Consider the following 20,060-nt stretch of genomic DNA (forward strand, 5'->3'; position numbering starts at 1 on the left):
CGCCGTACTCGAACTCTCCGTGGTGCCGGTCTCCCGACCTCTCCTGAGCGGTTTACGGCTCGAATTTGTAGCCCAGCCCTCGGACCGTGACCAGGTAGCGCGGCGCACCCGGGTCCGGCTCGAGCACCATCCCCGACGCGCCCCTCGCACCGCTGCGCGGGCTTCGGAGCGCTGCGCCGGGCTCCGCCCGACGATCCACCGCCGGGCCTGCTCTCTACGGCTCGAACTTGTACCCGAGGCCGCGGACCGTGACCAGGTAGCGAGGCGCACCGGGGTCCGGCTCGATCTTGGCGCGGAGGCGCTTGACGTGGACGTCGAGGGTCTTGGTGTCGCCCACGTAGTCGGCGCCCCAGACGCGGTCGATGAGCTGCATGCGGGTCAGTACGCGGCCCGCGTTGCGCAGCAGCATCTCCAGGAGGTCGAACTCCTTGAGAGGCAGGTCGACCTTGGAGCCGGAGACGGTGACCACGTGGCGGTCCACGTCCATACGGACCGGACCGGCCTCCAGGGCCGCCGGGGTGACCTCCTCGGGCTCGCCGCGGCGGCGCAGGACGGCCCGGATACGGGCCACCAGCTCGCGGGACGAGAAGGGCTTGGTGACATAGTCATCGGCTCCTATTTCGAGCCCCACGACCTTGTCGATCTCGCTGTCCTTGGCGGTGACCATGATCACCGGGACGTTCGATCGGCTGCGCAGCTGGCGGCACACCTCGGTGCCGGGCAGTCCGGGCAGCATCAGGTCGAGGAGGACGAGGTCGGCGCCGTTGCGCTCGAACTCGTCGAGTCCGTCGGGCCCGGTGGTCGCGATGGCGACCTCGAAGCCCTCCTTGCGGAGCATGTAGGACAGAGCGTCGCTGAAGGACTCCTCGTCCTCGACGACGAGCACTCGGGTCACGGAAGGACCTCCGGGGCAGAAAACGATTCGTACGGGGATGAGACGGTGGTCGTCCCGTCGGTCTGACCGGTCTCGTCGTCTTCGTCGAGTCCGGGTGTCTGGTCGTCGGTCGCGCGGTCGCGGGCCGCGCCCGCCTCCGGCAGCCTCAGGGTGAAGGTGGAGCCCTGACCCTCGGAGCTCCACACCGTGACCTCCCCGCTGTGCGAGGCCGCCACGTGCTTGACGATCGCGAGCCCCAGCCCCGTACCGCCGGTTGCGCGGGAGCGGGCCGGGTCGACGCGGTAGAAGCGCTCGAAGATGCGCTCCTTGTCCTTGTCGGAGATGCCGATGCCCTGGTCGGTCACGGCGATCTCGATGAGGTCTCCGCCGGGCGCGGTCACCCTGCGCGCGGCTATGCCGACCCGGGTGCGGGCGGGCGAGTAGTTGACGGCGTTCTCGACGAGGTTGCCGAGGGCGGCGGCCAGCTGGCCCCGGTTGCCCCAGAGCCTCAGGTCGGCTGTGCCGCCGGCGGCCATGGTGATCTGCTTCGCGCCGGCCTGGTGGCGGCAGCGGTCGATCGCCTCGGCGACCAGCTCGTCGATGCGGACGGGCTCGGCGTCCTCCAGCGGGTCGTCGTTCTGGACCCGGGAGAGGTCGATGAGTTCCTGGACGAGGTTGGTGAGGCGGGTCGCCTCTATCTGCATCCGCCCGGCGAAGCGTTCGACCGCCTCCGGCTCTTCGGAGGCGCCCATGACCGCCTCGGAGAGCAGCGAGAGCGCGCCGACGGGGGTCTTGAGCTCATGGCTGACGTTGGCGACGAAGTCGCGTCGTACGGCCTCGATGCGGCGGGCCTCGGTGAGGTCCTCGACGAGGAGCAGTACGAGCCGGGAGCCGAGCGGCGCCACCCGGGCGGACACGGCGAGTGCCTCGCCGCGGCCGGTGCCGCGCCGGGGCAGGTCCAGCTCGACCTGCCGTATCTCCCCGTCCCTGCGGGTGTCCCGGGCCATCTGGAGCATCGGCTCGACGGCCAGTTTTCCGCCCCGGACAAGACCGAGGGCGTACGCCGCCGAGCTGGCCTTGACCACGGCGTCGGCCTCGTCGAGGACGACCGCGGAGGAGCGGAGCACGGACAGGACCGTGTCCACGCCCGGCGGAAGGACCGGGTCCGTGTGCAGGGAGGTGCGGGTGGGGCGTTTCTGTTCCCGCTCGCTCCAGCGGAACGCCAGCATGGCGATGACACCGGTGAGTACACCGGCGATCGCTGCCGCTGCGGCGACCGCCGCGTTCACGTCCATGGCTCCAGGTTAGGCACGCTGTACGCCCGGGTCACAGCCGTCCGAGGGTCGACTCGAACACTCGTCGCCCAGAGTTCACTCTGGAGACCATGCCGGTTCACTTCGTACGAGCGGGATGCGCGAGCCTTCCACCAGGGAGAAGAGGCGGTGTCGCCCAGAGTTCACCTTGGGGCCAGTGATGGTTCATTTGAGGGGGCGGAAACCGACGCGTTCAGGCCGGACCGTGGGAGCGTGGGGTTCGAGGGCCTGTGTCGAAAGTGACGGCGTCCACCCGAAGGGCGGGTCGGGCGACGGCCGGCAGACGACGCTTTCGACAGGTCCTAGCCCCCTGAACCCCCGAATGCAGACGTAGAGAGGGACATCCTGATGCGGGACGCGTACCACGAGGAACTTGACTCGATCGGCGAGGGCCTGGTCGAGATGGCCCGTCTCGTCGGCTCGGCGATCGGTCGCGCGACGACGGCGATCCTCGACTCCGACCTGAAGCTGGCGGAGAGCGTGATCGCCGGCGACCAGAAGGTCGACGATCTCCAGCACGACCTCGAGGCACGGGCGATAGCCCTGCTGGCCCGGCAGCAGCCCGTGGCCACGGACCTGCGGATCGTCGTCACCTCGCTCCGTATGTCCGCCGACCTGGAGCGCTCCGGCGACCTCGCCCAGCATGTGGCGAAGCTGGCGCGGCTGCGCTTCCCGGAGCGCGCGATCCCGCACGATCTGCACGCCACGATCCTGGAGATGGGCCAGCTCGCGCAGCGCCTGATGGCGAAGGCCGCGGAGGTCATCATCACCAAGGACGTCGACCTGGCGCTGCAGCTGGAGCAGGACGACGACGCGATGGACCTCCTCCACCGCACGCTCTTCCAGCACCTGCTGGACGACCGGTGGAAGCACGGCATCGAGACGGCCGTGGACGTGACGCTCCTCGGCCGTTACTACGAGCGGTTCGCCGACCACGCGGTGTCCGTGGCCAACCGGGTGGTGTACCTGGTGACGGGCGAGCACGTGGACGAGATCCAGGGCACGCCGCAGGTGGAAGGGGCGTAGGCCTCCGGCGGTGGAGCGGGCAACTATGGGGGCGGGGCGGATGAGGTGCGTGGGCGGGGGTGCGGGTTGACCGTGGCTTGTCGCGCAGTTCCCCGCGCCCCTGGGGGCGCGCTGGGCGCATCGAATCGGTGCGGGGGCGCGCGAGCCTCTGTGCGCCGTTGATGCGCCCGACCGGGTGGGCATGCAATGGGTGTAGGCACAAGCCTTCGAGGAGGGACCCATGGCCGAATCCCCCACCACGCCCGACCCGACCCAGGACCGCGAGACCGAGCAGCCCGCCGAGATAAAGAGCCTGCCGCTCTTCGGCGCCTGCGGCTGCGGCTCGGGCTGCGGATGCGGGTGCCAGTCCGGCAATCCGTGCCAGTGCGGCTGACCGCGCCGGGGCGCCCGATGCTCCGGAGCGGGTGAACTGTCGCGCGGGTGATGCGCCGACCCGGTCGACACACCGGCACCGCTGACCGCGTACGACGCATGACGTATGACGACGTATGACGTGTGACTGCGAACGGGCCCCACTTCAGGTGCGGGGCCCTTTCGTACGTACCCGCACCGACGACGAGCGGGGGTACGTCCTGCTGTGCGCGTACTCCGCGGTCAGCAGCGGCTTCGGCTCCTTCCGCGGCATCGGCTCCTTCCGCGGTTTCGGCGCGAGGGTCGTCGTGGTGGATGGGCCGTGGCTCCACCGTCACGGTTCCCCCCGGCGCTGACGGCCGACCGAATGCGGCCGTACCGAGCGCCGTCAAGGGCTGGGGCCTGCCCACCGGCGCTTCATGGCGGCGCTCGGGAGCACAGTGAAAGCACGAAAGCGGGGCTTGTGGCGGAGCACTACCTCCGTGCGCCGCTTGTCCGCACTGCCGCCGGGTGAGTCGAGCAGGCAGCCTGGGACGTGTGCCGGTAGGCGCCGTGTCCATCGGACGGCCTGCGCGGCTCGGCAGCACCGGAGCGGGGAAACACATGGTCACACGCAAGGTTGGAGGGCGGAATCGAAGCGCCGCATCGACGGAGCACGTCGTGGCGGCCGCACGCGTCGCCGGCGTGCTTGTCATGGCGTTCCGCGTCCACGTCTCGCTGCGGCGGCTCGAAGCCCTCGCTCAGGAGAGGCAGCGACGGGAAACGCTGACCGAGTACCGACGAGACCACCACCGGCTGATCAGGCGGGCCACCGAGGATCCGTCGCTCCTTCCGGTGCTCGACGCGTACGAAGGAGATCTGCACCCGGACACCCAGCGTCGGCATCTGTTCGCGAACGACCTCTATCAGCACGCCTACCAGGGGTACCAGCTCGGCGTACTCAGCCGGGCCGAGCTGCGTGGCCACCTCCGCTACATGTTCCAGAGCCAGGCCATGCGCAGCTATTGGAGGGTCACCCGGCACCACAGAGCGAGCCTCGTGGAGGACTCGGAAGAAGCCGAGATCGGCAGAATGGTCGACGCTCTCGTGGCGGCCATCGAGGACGCGGAAGCGGACGGGGACGCCTGGTGGGTGGTCGGAGACCCACCTGAGAATTGACAAGCTGAGCCATCAGAGTTGAACAACTTGCGCCATAGAGGATGCATATATGCATCTTTCGGGTGAAATATGCGCGCCGGATTTCGCCGAGTCACAACTGCCTTGCCACAGAGGTAACTTGGGCGCCTACCGTCACTTCGATCATGGCAAGGACCGAACCATTTTGAAGATCGTTCGCCGCGTCGGGGCATCCCCAGTCGAGAGAGGAAGCGTTGGAGGCCAGGCGTGCCCCGACATCTTCGAACTCTCCGACGGCAGCTTCGCCGTCATCGGAACCGACAAGACCGACCTGCTCGACAGCCGCCTCCCCGCCGATGTCTCACGTGGCGGCCACGAGAGGATCGTGGTGATCACCCGCGACACGTTGCTCCGTGCCAAGGCGGACATCCCCGACGCCTGAAACGCCCGCACCGAGGGTCCCGGGCCCTCCGGAGATCGAGCCCTCCGCGTCACCCGCCTTTCGCAGTCCGGGCGGGTGACGGGCCACGACTCGCCTCGCACGGTGTGTGCCCCTGGCACTTCGACCGGCAACGTGTTCCCTACAGGTCCTCGTGAGGACACCATGGAGCCATGCGCCGACGGACACCTGACACCAACGCCTGGCTGGATTCTCCGGACCCCGTACTCGCCCTGGCTCAGGGTGATCTGACCTTCTACGAGACGACGCGGGACTCGGCCCGTCGCTGGTATCGCCTGAGCGAGCTGGGCGCGCTCGTCACATCGTCGTCCACCGTGGTGGCAGCGGGACTCGGCGCCCCGGCATGGCTCACGGCTCTCATCGCCGGTGGGGCCCTGTTCTTCACCGGCTTTCGCCAGGTGTTCGCGCACGGCCCCCGCTATGTACTGGCGGCACAGTCGCGTGAGGTCCTTCGGCGAGCCATCAACCGCTACCAGTTGCTGCCTGAATCCGACCGCGACGAAAGGGCCCGGCAGGAGCTGCTCGCAGCGGTCGAGCGGGTCGGCGACGAGGAGCTGCGTCAGTGGGTCGAGCAACGACACCAGACTTCCGTGGGCCGCAGCGAGCCATCGAGCAGTCCCGCTCCCTTGACCTGATCACCACCACAGGCCCCGGCCTCTCGCTCCGGGAGGCCGCGACCATCAACTCCCTTTCCCCCAAGGGGAGATGCCACTTGTAGAGTCGCCGGGTGGACTGGGCTGCCCCTGTAAGTGCGCTGATCGGTGGCGGCATCGCCGTTGTCTCCGGCTGGACGGTGGAGCGAGGCCGGTGGAAGCGCGAGGAACGACGGCACGAGCGGGACCGACGCACCACTCTGTACGCCGACTACCTCGCGGCCGTCCTCTCCGCGAGGGAGCAGATGTGGCACGCGAGCCGGTGGCACGAGCTGCCCCGGGACGAACGCATCGCCATGGCCAGAGACGCCCTGCGCGACTTCCAGGTCTATCCCGTCCGCCATCGCATCTCTCTCGTGGCGCCCACGGACGTGGACGAGTCGGCGTACCAGATCATCAAACGCCTGACCGACTACAGGGACGCCGTCGTCGAAGGAGCGACCGACGGCGACGCCGAATTCGAGCGCGTCCTGCACGCCTTCAACGACGCCCGCCAGAAACTCAGGGACAGGATGCGAGCGGATTTGGACGCGCTGCGATAGGCCTTTGCGCGGGGCCGTCCTGACCACATCGGTGGCTGTTTCAGACCACATCGGTGGCTGTTTCGCGGCGCCGACGGAGCGTCCGCGCCGTTTCGTGGCGCCGACGGAGCGTCCGAAGGGTCGTCGCCGATCGTCGTCGGCCACTGCTGAGCAGCCGTAGCTCGAGATCGACGAAGTCGCGCCCCCTCTTCGGAATGCCGACCCAGTGACACCGTGCCACGCTGAGATCGGGGATCGAGCCGGTCCGGGTGCTCGGAGCTGGACCGGATGGCTCTGCGACCCGAGGAGGCCGGTATGGCCAGTTATGCCACCCAGCCCACATCGGCCGGCGCGGCCGACCCACACCCCTGGCACGGGCCCACATCCGGTACCACCGTCTTCGCGGCAGTGCTGATGATGTTCGGTGGAGCGATGGCGATCTTCGAGGGAATCGCGGCCCTCGCCGAGGACGACCTGTTCATCTCGACACGCAGCTACGTGTTCGAGTTCAGCCTGACGGGCTGGGGCTGGGTCCACCTCATCCTGGGAATCGTCATCGTCTTCGCGGGTTGCGCCGTACTCACCGGAGCACTCTGGGCACGCTTCTTCGGTGTGTTCGTGGCCGGCCTGGGCGCACTCGCCAACTTCCTGTGGGTGCCGTACTACCCCCTGTGGGCCCTCGCCCTGGTCGCCGTCAACATCTTCGTCGTCTGGGCGCTGTGCACGGGCATGCACCGAGAGGCCGATGACGGCCGGGGGACCTGACGCGGCCGTACGCGCCTGACCGGCGGGGATCCTCCCCATGCCAAAAGCCCCCGCCCCGCGAGGAAATCGCGGGGCGGGGGCTTTCAGCTGTGTGCTTACTTCTTCTTGCCCTGGGTCTGGCGGGCCCGATATTCGCCCCTGATCAGCGCGGCGCACGTCCCAACTGACCTGCGGTCAGGCGGTCGTTAGTGGTCGTTGCCTGCCGTCGTGGGTCGTCCTCGGAGGGCCCAGAGAGGGCCCGGCGCTGTCGCCCCGAACCCTCATTCACAAAGAGGAGCAGCCTCTCACCCGGCCCGCTGGAAGACGCGAGTGGCATCGGATCTCTCCGGGATCCCTTGCCTGTTTGCCCTCGGCAGGATTCGAACCTGCAGCCTTCTGTTCCGTAGGCGGGTGCAGCCAGACCTCAGTTCTCGCCGACCAGGGGCATACAGGTATTCCACCCACTTACCGGCCCAGCTAGATCGTGCGCTTGTGCCCCGACGTCCACGATCGTTGATGTCACGCACTGATGTCAGAGCCAGGAACGGAGTGCATCACCTAGACGGTGCTACGACTCCCTGACGCAGGACCCAGGGCGAACGGCGGGGTCTAAGCACCCTGTCGGCGAGGAACTGCCGAAGCCTCGGAAGTTCCGATCGAACACTGAACTACGTTGATCATTTCTCAGGATGATGAACGCACGAAGCTAGTCGCGCCAGATCTCTTGCTTTCCTACCGACTTGCTTCTGCGAAAGCCCTTGCCACCCCACTATGAGCGCATGCGCCGCATGACGCGCGTGTTCCGAATCTGGCACACCGGGCGGCCACGGATCAGGCACTACTTCGAGCTCCTGATCGCGCACGGTCTTGGCTTCTAACTCCCAGATGGAGTCATGAGGATTCTCGGAGACGCCGGCCGGTTCAACACAACGCTCATCAAGAATTCTACGGACATAAACGGAGGTGCCATCCTTATGGGGCTTGAATGCCGCACTAGATGGACCTAGTTCCTCATCCGTGTCACTGTCGCGGCGCATCATGTTGGGCTGTTTTACGTTAACCCTCCGCAAGAGTAAATCCCCGTCCAGAATCTCTTGCTCTCCACTCATCCCCACCCCCGATATTGCAAACTGCATCACCTCGCGGAAGATCTTCCCGCCTGCGTGGAAAAGCGCATCAGGATTCTACGGAACTCGGCAAGCTCATCCCGCAGAATTGGGATGCCGAATTCCATTTCGGCCTCCTCCCCTCCGTCCGCGAGTGCACATCCAGAGTGACCATCAGCAGCGACCTCGATCTCGATGGAGCTGCCACTTACATGCCATTCAACCTGAATTCCACCACTCGCAAGGGGGAAAAGTTGAGGCTGCAGGCTGCGCCGTTCCATTACAGAGAACAGAACGCTCAGCATCGCAATGCCAGCCTCAATAGTGACTGGCTCTGCGCGGTGTCCGTCCCATCCTTTAGGCAAGGCCAGCAATTTGTTGATCTTCTCGACGGCCAAGCCCAAGTCTGGCACCCCGGCGCCAACTCCTTGGACGTCGATGGTGACCGATGGGGCCACCCGCCGAGGCCTGCCGCGACGGCTTGTTGCGGTGTCGCCGGGCAAGCTACTTGGCGCTGACCTTCTCGTGGTGGTAAGCCCCGTGACCACATCACTCATCGTGTCCAGCGCAATAGCAGTCATGAGCGTCTCCCCCAGCGTTCATGTGCCGTTTCCGTTGTGATCTCGGCGAAGCTCCGCACTAGATGATCGTGAGCTTCATCGATCGATTCCAGAGCGGCCTCAGCGGAAATTCCTGAGGGCCTACCTTGAGCAGTCATAGTGAGGAAGGTCCCCGGTGTTTCATCGTTCACTTCACCCGGCTCGATGGACGCACGCAGGAAGAAATCCCTGCCAGTGCGAGCCGACTCGATCGGAAAGTCAAAAGTCATCTGCGAGTTCGCAGGTCGACCTAGGTGGTGGGTGGCAAAGTCAGGCCACGTATGAAACAGCTCACCTAGATCCCACTTGTCAGATCCCCTTGCACGCAAAGAGTTCACATAACTCAATTCAACGTGCAGGATCTCAAGCTTAGATCGGAAATTTTCTTCGATGAATCTTGAAAGGTCAGCAACACGTCGAGACAGATTATTTAGGACATACTCAAAGCGCGGGTAGTCTTCACCATTGCCGCAACTGCGCCAGTTAACGATGAGTCGATCCGGCTGCAGTTGAACCAAGTCGCTACCGCTCTCGCTTTGAAACCAATAGCGAGTTTGCCGCAGCGAAGGAAAGTCCACAAGAATCTTAGGGCTCGAACCCGCAGGACCAGCTTCGATAGATGGAAGCGTTGGCTGCTCATCAATTACGGGTAGCTCAGATTTCCACATCTCATAAAGTGGAGCAATCCGGAGTCCATGCAGTTCCGGCACCTTGCGAAATTTCACGCCGCAGGCCACTTCTACCACCGGCGGCCGAGCGAAGTCTGGCAGTCCCGTCACCACAACCTCCTAGGTACGCTGCCCGGCTTCACACACGTCCTGTAGATCATGCTCCCCGCTCCCCGCGTAGACACCTGCCTACGTGATAACGAGCATAAGAGCATCGAGCCTCACTGTCGATGGGAAAGTGTGACTTCAGTCACCCTTTGTAGTGAAGCTGTTGCGCATGTTCACCCAGGTGCGCACCTGTTGCCATAGTTTGACCAATCTGTCCCACATGACGCCAGACCTGTCCGACGCCGTGGGCCGCATCGTCACCGGAGCCGAGGACGAGAAGCGGGCCCTGGCCACCGACTAGGACGTGTTCCGCGGATCTGCGGACGGCGGACTTCGCCCACCTGTGCGCGCAGCTCGACGGTGCCACCGGTCTGGGAGCGCTCAGCGCCTACCGGGCCAGTCTCGACGATCTGAACGACGAAGTGATCGAGGGCGACCTGTTGGCGCAGACCGTCATTGAGCACGCGGCCGGCATGGAGGCGGGCACGGAAGAGCGGATGACGTCCACACAGTGGCTGCTGCACTGTCTCAGCCGCCTCTACGCCGGTGACGAACTGCGCGCGCGGCCCAAGGGGTGGCCGACCACGGGCAAAGTCCTCTCCGACGGTCTCGAGCGTCGTCAGCCCACCCTCGCAGTCGAGGTGTGCTCATCGACTCCGGCCGCACCAAAGAAGGCAGCTACATCGAGATCACTCCACTCGCTCCGCCCTCGCACGAGCAGGAACGGGCGTTCTGACCGCGCCACCGCGAACAGCAAGAGGAGCACCCCGCCCGGTGTGCTCCTCTTGCTGTTCGCTGCGTGCGGCGCCCCAAGGACGTGCCGCGAAGCGGCCCCTTCTTCACTCTCTGAGCTGCACCGCACCACCACAGTCAGCCCCTCTTTTTTTCCGAAGTAGGGGAAGGCTGCGTCGCCGGAACCCCTGCCACTCGCGCACGGTGACACTGCCCGCGATGGGCGCGCGCCGTGTCATTCCGTGGGAACCAGAACGCGTTTTGCGATGCGCGCCGCCATGGTTGAACGCTTCCGGCCCATGGTCGACGTGGGCGCCGGATGCGGTATGCGGCAAGGCGAAATCCTTGGTCTGTCCGTTGATGACGTGGACTTCGAAACAGCACTGTGCACGTGGTGCAGCAACTCAAGCTCAGCTTGAGCAAAGCCGTATTCGCACCCCCCGAAGGGCGGCAAGCTCCGTGATGTGCCGCTGCCCGATCCCGTGGCGGACGCGCTCAAAGAACGCATGGGAGCGCTTCCCACCGGTAGAGATCACGCTCCCGTGGATGCGTGCCAACGGTCAGCCGGTGACCAAGCAGCTCATCTTCACGGGCCCCCAACGGGGGGGCATGTCTGGCGCACATTCCTGAATGAGGACCACTGGAAGCCCGCCCTGGCGAAGGCCTGCGTCATTCCGAAGGCCAAAAGCCGCGTGCACGCCGCCGCTCGCGAGCACGGCATGCACGCCCTGCGGCACTTCTACGCGTCCGTGCTTCTGGACGCCGGAGAGAGCATCAAGGCCCTTGCCGAGTACCTCGGACACTCCGTAATCCGGGCCTGACCTTGAAGGTGTACGCGCACCTCATGCCGAGCAGCCGGAACCGGGCCCGCAAGGCTCTCGGCTGCTCTCCGCCCACACGGGTCGGAGAGCTGAGGGCCCAGAGTGGTCCCAGGCCGTGAAAATGCCTCCCGTCCGCGCCATGAGCGCAGATGGGAGGCATGATCACAAAACCTACTTCTTCTTTCCCTGGTTTTTCACAGCCTCGATCGCCGCCGCGGCCGCGTCCGGGTCCAGGTAGGTGCCGCCCGGGTTCACGGGCTTGAAGTCGGCGTCGAGTTCGTACGCGAGGGGGATGCCCGTGGGGATGTTCAGGCCTGCGATGTCCGCGTCCGAGATGCCGTCCAGGTGCTTGACCAGGGCGCGGAGGCTGTTGCCGTGGGCCGCCACCAGGACCGTGCGGCCCGCCAGGAGGTCGGGGACGATGCCGTCGTACCAGTACGGGAGCATGCGGACGACGACGTCCTTCAGGCACTCCGTGCGGGGGCGGAGCTCCGGCGGGATCGTCGCGTAGCGCGGGTCGTCCGACTGGGAGAACTCCGTGCCGTCCTCAAGGGGCGGGGGCGGGGTGTCGTAGGAGCGGCGCCACAGCATGAACTGCTCCTCGCCGAACTCCGCGAGGGTCTGCGCCTTGTCCTTGCCCTGCAGCGCACCGTAGTGGCGCTCGTTCAGGCGCCAGGAACGGTGGACCGGGATCCAGTGGCGGTCCGCCGACTCCAGCGACAGCTGGGCGGTGCGGATCGCGCGCTTCTGGAGGGACGTGTGGACCACGTCGGGGAGGAGGTCGGCGTCCTTCAGGAGTTCGCCACCGCGGACCGCCTCCTTCTCGCCCTTCTCGTTCAGGTTGACGTCCACCCAGCCGGTGAACAGGTTCTTCGCGTTCCATTCGCTCTCGCCGTGGCGGAGGAGGATCAGCTTGTACGGTGCGTCGGCCATGCGCACGAGCGTAATCCAAGGCTTTGATCCGTTGCGCGCCCGCCCGGCAGCCGGACACGCATCCGCTCGGTACCCGGACAGTTGACGGGATCTGTTAAATGACTGGCCCTCCCCCGCGATGGATTCGTAATGTGTGCCCACCGCTCCAGCCGCTTACATCCGTGGGGGATCCGCATGACCGCCGCCGCCCTGAGACGTGCCGCCCGTGAGACCGTCTCGGGGCTCCCCCGCGAGTTCTGGTGGCTCTGGACCAGCACACTCGTGAACCGGCTCGGCGCGTTCGTCGCCACCTTCATGGCGCTCTATCTCACCCTCGACCGCGGCTACTCCGCCTCGTACGCCGGACTGGTCGCCGCGCTCCACGGGCTCGGCGGGGTCATCTCCTCCCTCGGCGCGGGTGTCATGACGGACCGGCTCGGACGGCGGCCCACCCTCCTCGTCGCCCAGTCGTCGACCGCCGTCTCCGTCGCACTGCTCGGCTTCGTGCACCACCCGATCGCGATCGCCGCCGTCGCCTTCCTGGTGGGCATGGCCAGCAACGCCTCCCGGCCCGCCGTGCAGGCGATGATGGCCGACATCGTCCGGCCCGAGGACCGCGTCCGGGCCTTCTCCCTCAACTACTGGGCGATCAACCTGGGGTTCGCCGTCTCCGCCATGGCCGCCGGGTTCATCGCCGAGTACAGCTACCTCGCCGGCTTCCTCATCGAGGCCGGGATGACACTGGTCTGCGCGATCCTCGTCTTCGCGAAGCTGCCCGAGTCCCGGCCCGAGCGGGTATCCAAGGGGGTCGACGAACCCGAGGTCGGGCTCGGGACCGTGCTGCGCGACGGGCGCTTCATGAGCGTCGTCGGGCTGTCCTTCCTCGTCGCGCTCGTCTTCCAGCAGGGGTATCTGGGTCTGCCCGTCGCGATGGGCGAGGCCGGGTTCACGCCCGCCGACTACGGCATGGCGATCGCGGTCAACGGCGTCCTCATCGTCGTCCTCCAGATCCCCGTCACCCGCTTCATCCAGCACCGGGACCCGAGGCGGCTCCTCGTCCTCTCGTCCCTCCTCGCCGGGTACGGGTTCGGGCTCACCGCCTTCGCCGGCTCGGTCGGCGTCTTCGCGCTGACGGTCTGCGTCTGGACCCTCGCCGAGATCGTCAACGCGCCCACCCAGACCAGCCTCGTCGTCCGCCTCTCCCCCGCCCACGGCCGCGGCCGCTACCAGGGCATGTACACCATGTCCTGGTCCGTCGCCGCCCTCGTCGCCCCCCTGATGTCCGGTTTCGTCATCGACCGGTACGGGGCGGAGTGGCTGTGGGGCGCGTGCGCGGTCATCGGCACGGTGGCCGGGGGCGGGTACTGGGCCCTGATGCGCCACCTGCCGACGCACGACCCGGAGGCGGCCGGGCCCCCTCTTCCCGCCTCCAAGCCCGAGGTCAGCGCGGCGTGAGCCGGCCCCGGCCCACGGATCCCCCGTACGCCTCACGGATGCATCCGCGCCCCCTTGAGCACCTTGTCCACCGCGTTGCGCGGCCCGTACACCGCCAGCCCCACCAGATCCAGCTCCGCCGTCGGCACGGCCCGCACCGCCGCCCGGTTGTCGCGGTCGTTGCCCGTGGTGAACAGGTCGGAGGTGAAGAGCGCGCGGGGCAGGGCCCTGGACAGCACGCGCGCGTGGGCCGCCGTCAGCGTCTCCTTCGTGCCCTGGAACACCAGGACCGGCTGGCGGAACATCGGCAGATAGCCGGTCCCGTCGGCGTCCTCGTACGGCTCGCCGATCACCTCGGGCACGGACGCCCCGATCCCGCTCACAAGGAACGCGGTCACGTTCAGCCGCTGCCACGGCTCCAGGTCCTCCCGCAGCAGGACGGCGATCTTGGTGTCGAAGCGGACGGGTTCGGCGCGGGCGGGTTCGGCGTGGACGGGTTCGGCGCGGGCGGGTTCCGCGGGAAAGGATTCCGTGGGAAGGGGTTCAGCGTTCATGCAATGAGACTGCCGAGCCGCGTACGTCCCCGTCTTGTACGTTCTTTGCATGGTCGCCCAGCGTGAGGTCTCCGCGTGGCGCCCGCGCGTACCGGGTGTCGTGGAGGTGTTCCACGCCCATTTCACGGAGTACGCGTATCCGATGCACGTCCATGAGGCCTGGACGCTGCTGATCGTCGACGCGGGGGCCGTGCGGTACGACCTCGACCGGCACGAGCACGGCACCCCGCACGACACGGTCTCGCTGCTCCCGCCGCACGTCCCGCACAACGGCTCGCCGGTCACGCCGTCCGGGTTCCGCAAGCGGGTGCTGTATCTGGACCTCAGCCGGCTCGACGAGACCTACATCGGCCCGGCGGTGGACACCCCGGACCTCGTCGATCCCGTACTGCGCCGGCGTGTCGGTCAGTTGCACACGGCCCTCGCCCACCCCGGCGACGAGCTGGAGGCGGAGAGCAGGCTGACCCTGATCGGCGAGCGGCTGCGCGGCCATCTGCGCCCGCGGGCAGGGGAGGACCTGCCACCTCGGCCCGACCACCCCCTCGCCCACGACCTGCGCGAACTCCTCGACGAGCGGCTCGTCCAGGGGGTGAACCTGGAGGAGGCCGCGAGCCTGGTGCACGCCCACCCCGCCCACCTGGTGCGGGCGTTCAGCGGTGCCTTCGGGATCGCCCCGCACCAGTACCTGATGTCCCGCCGCGTCGACCGTGCCCGCCGTCTCCTGCTCGATGGCCGTACGCCGGGCGAGGTGGCGGCGGAGACCGGCTTCTACGACCAGTCGCACCTGACCCGGCACTTCAAGCGGCTGGTCGGGGTGGCTCCGGGTCGCTACCGCCTCAGCGCGCGCTGAGGCGGTAGCCGAGGCGATCGCCGAGGCCCAGCTCGCGCTGAGCCTCGTACAGGTTCCGCGGTCGTACCGTCCCCGAGGTCCCGTAGAGCTCCAGGCGGGAGTGCAGGTCTCCGGAGAAGTCGGGTACGTCGATCTGGTCGAACTCCGTCACCTCGTTGATGCCGACGGTGGCGCTGTAGGGGGCGAGGCCGTCGATCCTCATCAGGCCGGCGCGGGCGTTGGTGACGCGGATGTTCCAGTGAGCGAACCGGGCGCCGAAGAGCGGTCCTGCGACGGCATCGCCGCCGTGGCGGCCGTTGTTGGTGACCGTGATGTCGGTACGGACGTTCGCGAAGGGCATGCCCCGATGGGAGTCGAACGTGCCCATGCGCATGTCACCGCGCGACCAGACGTTGTACGAGGACAGCCCCTCCACGTTGATGCCGTGGAGCTGGGTGCCCGCGGGGGCCGGTGTGGTGCGCTCCTCGATGACGAAGTCCTCGACCAGGTTGTCGTGCGAGCCCTCGCGGCAGAAGTACGGGTGGTGCGTACCCCGGCCCGCGACCCGGGTGTCGCGCAGGGTGCAGGCGGAGGCGGACACCAGGCCGAAGCCGTTGTCCATGTGGCGTACGACGATGTCGTCGGCCCAGCAGTCGTACGCGCACTGGAAGGTGACGCCGTTGTGGCCCCGGTCGAGGAGGTGCGGGGCCTGCGGGGTCTCGACGGCTTCGAGGGTGAGGCCCTCGACGCCCGAGCCGGTGAGCGCCTCCACGTGGGTGGTGAGACGCGGGTCCCATTCGGGGCGGGTGTCGAGCGGGAGCGGTCGTTCCAGGGTGACTTTTCTGCCCCGCACGCGCGCGATGCGCACGGGCCACTCGTACGGAACGTAGCTGGTCAATTTTGTCTTGTCGTCCCAGAGGTACGCCTCCGGGCCGGGGCCGTCGCCCGCCATGTGTTCCAGGAGGGTGTGCCCCGCGTCGTCGGCGAGGCGGAGGAGGACGAGCCGGCCGGGCCTGAGTCGTCGCGGGTCCGCGACCGTCACCGTCCAGGAGCCCCGGCGGGCGGGCTCGACCTGCGTCAGGGTCTCCCACTCGTCCCGCTTGTTGCCGGTCCAGCCCTCGAAGGGCCAGGCCTTCGCCCGGATGGCGCTCGTCAGGGTGGCGAAACGGTTCGCCGGACAGAACCAAATGAGGCCACCCGCCCATGACCAGGACGACTTGTCACCGCCGTAGCGCGAACCGTAGGCGCCGATCAGCTCGGTGAGACTTTGGGTCGCGTACAGCTTCGTACGGGCGCTGCCGGCGCCGCGCAGGACGACGTTCGAGTGTCCGACGTGGATCAGGCCGTCGAGACGGTAGGTGCCGGGCGGAATGAGGACCGTGCCGCCGCCGGCCCTTCCGGCGGCGGCGACGGCACGGTTGATCGCGGGCGCGGAGTCGGCCGAGCCGTCCGCCGTGGCGCCGTACTCGCGGACATCGGCGACGACGGGGCGGCGGGGGAAGTGCGCCGCACCGGCGCGCTGTCCGGCCCTGCCGATGTACGGGATCTGCGGGTGCGTGAAGGGGGTGCGGGTGAACTCGCGCCAGAGGGCGGGCACTTGCCCGGTGAGGCCCTCGGCGAGGCCCTCGGTGGCGCCCCCGGTGGCGCCCCGTGTGACGGCTGCCGCCCGGCCGCCGATGACGGTGCTGGTCACAGCGCCGGCCGCCACCGCTGTCGCGCTGCCGAGCAGGGCCCGTCTGGTGGGGCCTTCCCAACGGTCACTCATGCCCGAACCGCCTTCCAGGGATGGGGATTTCCATGGATGTGAACGACGTTCAGATGTGCGTTGGCGGCGAGCATGACACGCAACCCCTGCACGGGAAAAGGGTCGTGCAACGGTTGATTGACGGACGCGCTGATGGAGGGTTAGTACGGACCAGTTGGTCAGTCAGTCGAACGTCGAGTCAGATGACTGAACGCATCGAGGTTGCGCGTGGACTCGCCGCGCGACACCCGCCAGGCGTACTCCTTGCGGATCGCGGAGGCGAAACCGAGCTCCAGGAGGGTGTTGAAGCTGCCGTCGGCGGCCTCCAGGACGGAGCCGAGCAGCCGGTCGATCTCGTCGGCGGTGACCGCGGCGAGCGGGAGCTTGCCCGCCACATAGATGTCGCCGAGGGGGTCGACCGCGTAACTCACGCCGTAGAGCTTGAGGTTGCGCTCCAGGAGCCAGCGGTGCACGCCTGGCTCGTTCTCGTCCGGGTGCCGGATGACGAAGGCGTTGAGCGACAGGGAGTGCCTGCCGACGATCAGCGAGACGGTCGTCGACAGCTTGCGGGTGCCGGGCAGCTTCACCACGAAGTGGCCGGGCTCCGGGCTCTCCCACTCGATCTCGGCGTCCTTCAGGACCTCCTCGATGGTCCCCGCCGCGCTCTCCACATCAGCCATGGTGGGAGCGTACGTGACGCCTGTGCTCGTGCATCGCCGCCGTGTAGACGTCCGCCGTGGCGGCGGCGGAGGTGTCCCAGCCGAAGGACTTGGCGTGCCAGGCGGCGGCCGCGCCCATCCGGTCCGGGAGTGCCCGGTTGTCGGCGAAATCGCGCAGCACGCGCGCGTAGTCGACGGGATTGTGGCCCGGGACCAGAAAGCCCGTCTCCTTGTGGCGCACCGCGACGGGCAGGCCCCCCACCGCGGCCGCGAGCACCGGTGTCCCCGCCGCCTGCGCCTCTATGGCGACGAGCCCGAACGACTCACTGTAGGAGGGCATCACGAGGACGGACGCGGCCCGGAACCAGTCGGCGAGCTGCTCCTGTCCGACCGGCGGCCGGAACCGTACGACGTCGGCGATGCCGAGCCGGGCGGCGAGTTTCTGCAGGCCCTCGGGCTTGGCGAGGCCGCTGCCGCTCGGGCCGCCCACGATGGGCACCACGATGTTCGAGCGCAGCTCGGGCCGCTCCTCCAGGAGGACGGCGACCGCGCGCAACAGCACGTCGGGCGCCTTCAGGGGCTGGATGCGGCCGGCGAAGAGCGGTATCAGGGCGTCCTGCGGCAGGCCGAGCCGGTCGCGCGCGGCGGCGCGCCCGTCGGCCGGGCGGAACCGGTCGAGGTTCACGCCGGGGTGGACGACCGCGACCTTGCCGGGCTCGGCCTCGTAGTGCCGTACCAGCTCGTCGGCCTCTTCTGCGGTGTTGGCGATGAGACGGTCGGCGGCGCGCACGATCTGCGTCTCGCCGATGACCCGGGCGGCCGGCTCGGGGGTGTCGCCGTCGGCCAGGGCGGCGTTCTTGACCTTCGCCATGGTGTGCATCGCGTGCACCAGGGGGGCGCCCCAGCGTTCGGCGGCCAGCCAGCCGACGTGGCCGGAGAGCCAGTAGTGCGAGTGCACCAGGTCGTAGTACCCGGGCCGGTGACCGGCCCAGGCCTGCATCACCCCGTGCGTGAAGGCACAGAGCTGGGAGGGCAGATCCTCCTTGGCGAGCCCCTCGTACGGGCCCGCGTCCACATGCCGTACGAGGACTCCGGGCGCGAGTTCCACCTTGGGCGGCAGGGCCCCGGTCGTCGCGCGCGTGAAGATCTCGACCTCGATGTTGATCGCGGCGAGGCGCTGGGCCAGCTCCACGATGTAGACGTTCATGCCGCCCGCGTCGCCGGTGCCCGGCTGGTGCAGTGGTGAGGTGTGCACGGAGAGCATCGCGACGCGGCGGGGCCGGCGGTGCAGCCTCAGCCTCGAAGGGGCCGCCGGGGAGCGGCGCCCGAGCCTGCTCACGTACTGGCTCACGTGGCGTTCCTCCTTGCTGCGGACTTGCTCTGGCCGTGGTGCGGGCATGCCTGACGGAGGACGTGAAGCGCCCTCCAGCTCCTTGAACGCCGGAGCACTCTGCTCCATTTCCTCTTTGCCTAATCATTACTGGGGGTCGCTCAACCGTTCGATGGTGTGTTGCGTGGGGTATGCGGGCGGGCGCTGCTTTTCCTCGCCCCCGCCGCCCCTACCCATTCCCGTCCCTTACTCAGGGGCTCCGCCCCCGAACCCCCGTGCGCAGTTCCCCCCGCCCCCGCGCGGGGGCCCCCCCCCCCCCCCCCGGGGGCGCCCCCCCCCCCCCCCCGTCGGGGGGGGGGGCACCCCCGCGACCAGCCACGACGAACCCGCACGTACGTCTCAGCCCACGCCACCGCCGTCTTCAGGGGCGCGGGGAACTGCGCGACCAGCCACGACGAACCCGCACGTACGTCTCAGCCCGCGCCACCGCCGTCTTCAGGGGCGCGGGGAACTGCGCGACCAGCCCTCACCGAACCCGCACCCGACAACACCCCACGCCTCCCCCGCATACCCTTGCCCCCATGGCAGCCCGCGCAGCGACCCCCGTCGGGACGGTGACGCGCGGTACCACCAACCCCAACCGCCTCCGCCGCATGGACCGCTGGATCGCGACGACCCACGGGGCCGAACTGCGCAGGTCGGACGCCCCCGTGGCCGTGGATCTCGGATACGGCGCGGCCCCCTGGACGGCGGTGGAACTCCTCCAACGCCTCCGCACCGCCGCCCCCCGCACCCGCGTGGTCGGCGTGGAGATCGATCCGGCCCGGGTCGCGGCCGCGAAGCCGTACGAACGCGAGGGGCTGGAGTTCCGGCACGGCGGCTTCGAGGTCCCCCTGCCAGGTCGGCCGTCGCTGATCCGCGCGGCGAACGTGCTGCGGCAGTACGAGGAGGCGGAGGTCGCCGAGGTCTGGGCGCGGCTGTGCGCCCGCCTCGCTCCGGTGGGCACCGACTCACGGGGCGGGCTCCTCGTCGAGGGCACGTGCGACGAGATCGGCCGCCGGCACGTGTGGGTCGCGCTCGGCCCCGAGGGCCCGCGGACCGTCACGTTCGCCACCCGCCTCGGCTCCCTGGACCGCCCGTCCGACCTGGCCGAACGCCTCCCCAAGGCCCTCATCCACCGCAACGTCCCGGGCGAACCGGTGCACGCCTTCCTCCGCGATTTCGACCGGGCCTGGGCGGCCGCGGCGCCGTACGCCTCGTACGGCGCCCGACAGCGCTGGATCCGGGCCGTACGCGATCTGACGGCGGACTGGCCGGTCACGGACGGGGCGGCGCGCTGGCGGCAGGGCGAAGTGACCGTGCGCTGGGAGGCGTTGGCGCCTCGCGCGTAGACCGGCCGAGCCGACGGAGCCGTGGGGCGGCGCGGCGGGAACGATCTCGGTGAGTCGTTCGTCACATTGGCGGGGAACGCGCGGGAGATCATCGCCGAGTGGGCAGTGAGGGGTG

Annotated in this window: 21 protein-coding genes and 2 pseudogenes; 13 read left to right on the forward strand and 10 right to left on the reverse strand. The window is 68.3% G+C overall.

Going from position 1 to position 20,060, the window contains the following annotated elements; genetic code table 11:
- Positions 1 to 214: 214 nt before the first annotated feature.
- Positions 215 to 895 (reverse strand): response regulator transcription factor, encoded by a 681-nt coding sequence (locus ACIBEI_RS44155; RefSeq protein WP_033322296.1) that lies wholly within the window; start codon positions 893 to 895, stop codon positions 215 to 217.
- A complete protein-coding gene (locus ACIBEI_RS44160; protein ID WP_398896672.1) occupies positions 892 to 2,169 on the reverse strand; it encodes a sensor histidine kinase in 1,278 nt (425 codons plus the stop codon). The genes ACIBEI_RS44155 and ACIBEI_RS44160 overlap by 4 nt, the downstream gene beginning before the upstream one ends.
- 366 nt (positions 2,170 to 2,535) lie before the next feature.
- Here ACIBEI_RS44160 and phoU point away from each other — a divergent pair, with 366 nt between their 5' ends.
- The 8 genes from phoU to ACIBEI_RS44200 all read left to right on the forward strand — a co-directional run bounded on the left by phoU (position 2,536) and on the right by ACIBEI_RS44200 (position 7,079).
- Positions 2,536 to 3,213 carry a phosphate signaling complex protein PhoU gene (gene phoU, locus ACIBEI_RS44165; protein ID WP_361058373.1) on the forward strand — a complete coding sequence of 226 codons (678 nt, stop codon included), beginning with the start codon at positions 2,536 to 2,538 and terminating at the stop codon, positions 3,211 to 3,213.
- 220 nt (positions 3,214 to 3,433) lie between these two features.
- Complete coding sequence (locus tag ACIBEI_RS44170; RefSeq protein WP_165450230.1) at positions 3,434 to 3,586, forward strand: hypothetical protein; 153 nt, start codon at positions 3,434 to 3,436, stop codon at positions 3,584 to 3,586.
- Positions 3,587 to 3,734: 148 nt separating this feature from the next.
- Positions 3,735 to 3,920, forward strand: coding sequence for a hypothetical protein (locus ACIBEI_RS44175; protein ID WP_398896674.1), 186 nt, complete (start codon positions 3,735 to 3,737; stop codon positions 3,918 to 3,920).
- Positions 3,921 to 4,167: 247 nt separating this feature from the next.
- Entirely contained in the window at positions 4,168 to 4,722 is a 555-nt protein-coding gene (locus tag ACIBEI_RS44180) for a DUF6082 family protein (protein ID WP_398896676.1), read from the forward strand.
- A 163-nt stretch (positions 4,723 to 4,885) separates the two neighbouring features.
- Entirely contained in the window at positions 4,886 to 5,122 is a 237-nt protein-coding gene (locus tag ACIBEI_RS44185; RefSeq protein WP_398896760.1) for a hypothetical protein, read from the forward strand.
- Between the two features lie 170 nt (positions 5,123 to 5,292).
- Positions 5,293 to 5,775 (forward strand): SLATT domain-containing protein, encoded by a 483-nt coding sequence (locus ACIBEI_RS44190; RefSeq protein WP_398896678.1) that lies wholly within the window; start codon positions 5,293 to 5,295, stop codon positions 5,773 to 5,775.
- 92 nt (positions 5,776 to 5,867) lie between these two features.
- Positions 5,868 to 6,335, forward strand: coding sequence for a hypothetical protein (locus ACIBEI_RS44195; protein ID WP_398896680.1), 468 nt, complete (start codon positions 5,868 to 5,870; stop codon positions 6,333 to 6,335).
- A gap of 294 nt (positions 6,336 to 6,629) precedes the next feature.
- Positions 6,630 to 7,079 carry a hypothetical protein gene (locus ACIBEI_RS44200; RefSeq protein ID WP_398896681.1) on the forward strand — a complete coding sequence of 150 codons (450 nt, stop codon included), beginning with the start codon at positions 6,630 to 6,632 and terminating at the stop codon, positions 7,077 to 7,079.
- A 656-nt stretch (positions 7,080 to 7,735) separates the two neighbouring features.
- On the opposite strand, the gene ACIBEI_RS44205 is transcribed toward ACIBEI_RS44200, so the two are convergent.
- The 3 genes from ACIBEI_RS44205 to ACIBEI_RS44215 form a co-directional block, all read right to left on the reverse strand.
- Complete coding sequence (locus ACIBEI_RS44205; protein ID WP_398896683.1) at positions 7,736 to 8,197, reverse strand: hypothetical protein; 462 nt, start codon at positions 8,195 to 8,197, stop codon at positions 7,736 to 7,738.
- Positions 8,194 to 8,562 (reverse strand): hypothetical protein, encoded by a 369-nt coding sequence (locus ACIBEI_RS44210; RefSeq protein WP_398896685.1) that lies wholly within the window; start codon positions 8,560 to 8,562, stop codon positions 8,194 to 8,196. The genes ACIBEI_RS44205 and ACIBEI_RS44210 overlap by 4 nt, the downstream gene beginning before the upstream one ends.
- Positions 8,563 to 8,741: 179 nt before the next feature.
- On the reverse strand, positions 8,742 to 9,542 hold the full coding sequence (locus ACIBEI_RS44215) for a TIGR04255 family protein (RefSeq protein ID WP_398896687.1): 801 nt from the start codon (positions 9,540 to 9,542) through the stop codon (positions 8,742 to 8,744).
- 196 nt (positions 9,543 to 9,738) lie between these two features.
- On the opposite strand from ACIBEI_RS44215, the pseudogene ACIBEI_RS44220 reads away from it, so the two are divergent.
- Positions 9,739 to 10,275 (forward strand): annotated as a pseudogene (locus ACIBEI_RS44220) (hypothetical protein); the annotation flags it as partial.
- Positions 10,276 to 10,451: 176 nt separating this feature from the next.
- A pseudogene (locus ACIBEI_RS44225) lies at positions 10,452 to 11,211 on the forward strand (tyrosine-type recombinase/integrase); the annotation flags it as partial.
- Between the two features lie 52 nt (positions 11,212 to 11,263).
- On the opposite strand, the gene ACIBEI_RS44230 reads toward ACIBEI_RS44225, so the two are convergent.
- A complete protein-coding gene (locus tag ACIBEI_RS44230; RefSeq protein ID WP_398896688.1) occupies positions 11,264 to 12,025 on the reverse strand; it encodes a phosphoglyceromutase in 762 nt (253 codons plus the stop codon).
- A 174-nt stretch (positions 12,026 to 12,199) separates the two neighbouring features.
- Between ACIBEI_RS44230 and ACIBEI_RS44235 the strand changes: the two genes are divergently transcribed.
- Positions 12,200 to 13,459, forward strand: a complete 1,260-nt coding sequence (locus ACIBEI_RS44235; protein ID WP_398896690.1) for an MDR family MFS transporter — start codon at positions 12,200 to 12,202, stop codon at positions 13,457 to 13,459.
- 32 nt (positions 13,460 to 13,491) lie between these two features.
- Here ACIBEI_RS44235 and ACIBEI_RS44240 read toward each other — a convergent pair whose 3' ends face one another.
- A complete protein-coding gene (locus ACIBEI_RS44240) occupies positions 13,492 to 13,992 on the reverse strand; it encodes a DUF2000 family protein (protein ID WP_398896691.1) in 501 nt (166 codons plus the stop codon).
- Positions 13,993 to 14,041: 49 nt separating this feature from the next.
- Between ACIBEI_RS44240 and ACIBEI_RS44245 the strand changes: the two genes are divergently transcribed.
- Positions 14,042 to 14,842: an AraC family transcriptional regulator gene (locus ACIBEI_RS44245; RefSeq protein ID WP_398896693.1), complete on the forward strand. Its 801-nt coding sequence runs from the start codon at positions 14,042 to 14,044 to the stop codon at positions 14,840 to 14,842.
- Here the strand turns inward: ACIBEI_RS44245 and ACIBEI_RS44250 are convergent.
- From ACIBEI_RS44250 to mshA, 3 genes are all read right to left on the reverse strand, one after another.
- Positions 14,829 to 16,586 (reverse strand): glycosyl hydrolase family 28-related protein, encoded by a 1,758-nt coding sequence (locus ACIBEI_RS44250; protein ID WP_398896695.1) that lies wholly within the window; start codon positions 16,584 to 16,586, stop codon positions 14,829 to 14,831. The two genes, ACIBEI_RS44245 and ACIBEI_RS44250, sit on opposite strands and share 14 nt — an antisense overlap.
- Positions 16,587 to 16,744: 158 nt before the next feature.
- Entirely contained in the window at positions 16,745 to 17,245 is a 501-nt protein-coding gene (locus tag ACIBEI_RS44255; RefSeq protein ID WP_189836774.1) for a YbjN domain-containing protein, read from the reverse strand.
- On the reverse strand, positions 17,238 to 18,575 hold the full coding sequence (gene mshA, locus ACIBEI_RS44260; protein WP_398896696.1) for a D-inositol-3-phosphate glycosyltransferase: 1,338 nt from the start codon (positions 18,573 to 18,575) through the stop codon (positions 17,238 to 17,240). The genes ACIBEI_RS44255 and mshA overlap by 8 nt, the downstream gene beginning before the upstream one ends.
- 560 nt (positions 18,576 to 19,135) lie before the next feature.
- Between mshA and ACIBEI_RS44265 the strand changes: the two genes are divergently transcribed.
- Positions 19,136 to 19,945, forward strand: coding sequence for a class I SAM-dependent methyltransferase (locus ACIBEI_RS44265; RefSeq protein WP_398896697.1), 810 nt, complete (start codon positions 19,136 to 19,138; stop codon positions 19,943 to 19,945).
- Positions 19,946 to 20,060 lie beyond the last annotated feature (115 nt).

It is taken from the genome of Streptomyces sp. NPDC050988 (assembly GCF_044456225.1).
In the GTDB taxonomy this organism is placed as follows: Bacteria; Actinomycetota; Actinomycetes; order Streptomycetales; family Streptomycetaceae; genus Streptomyces.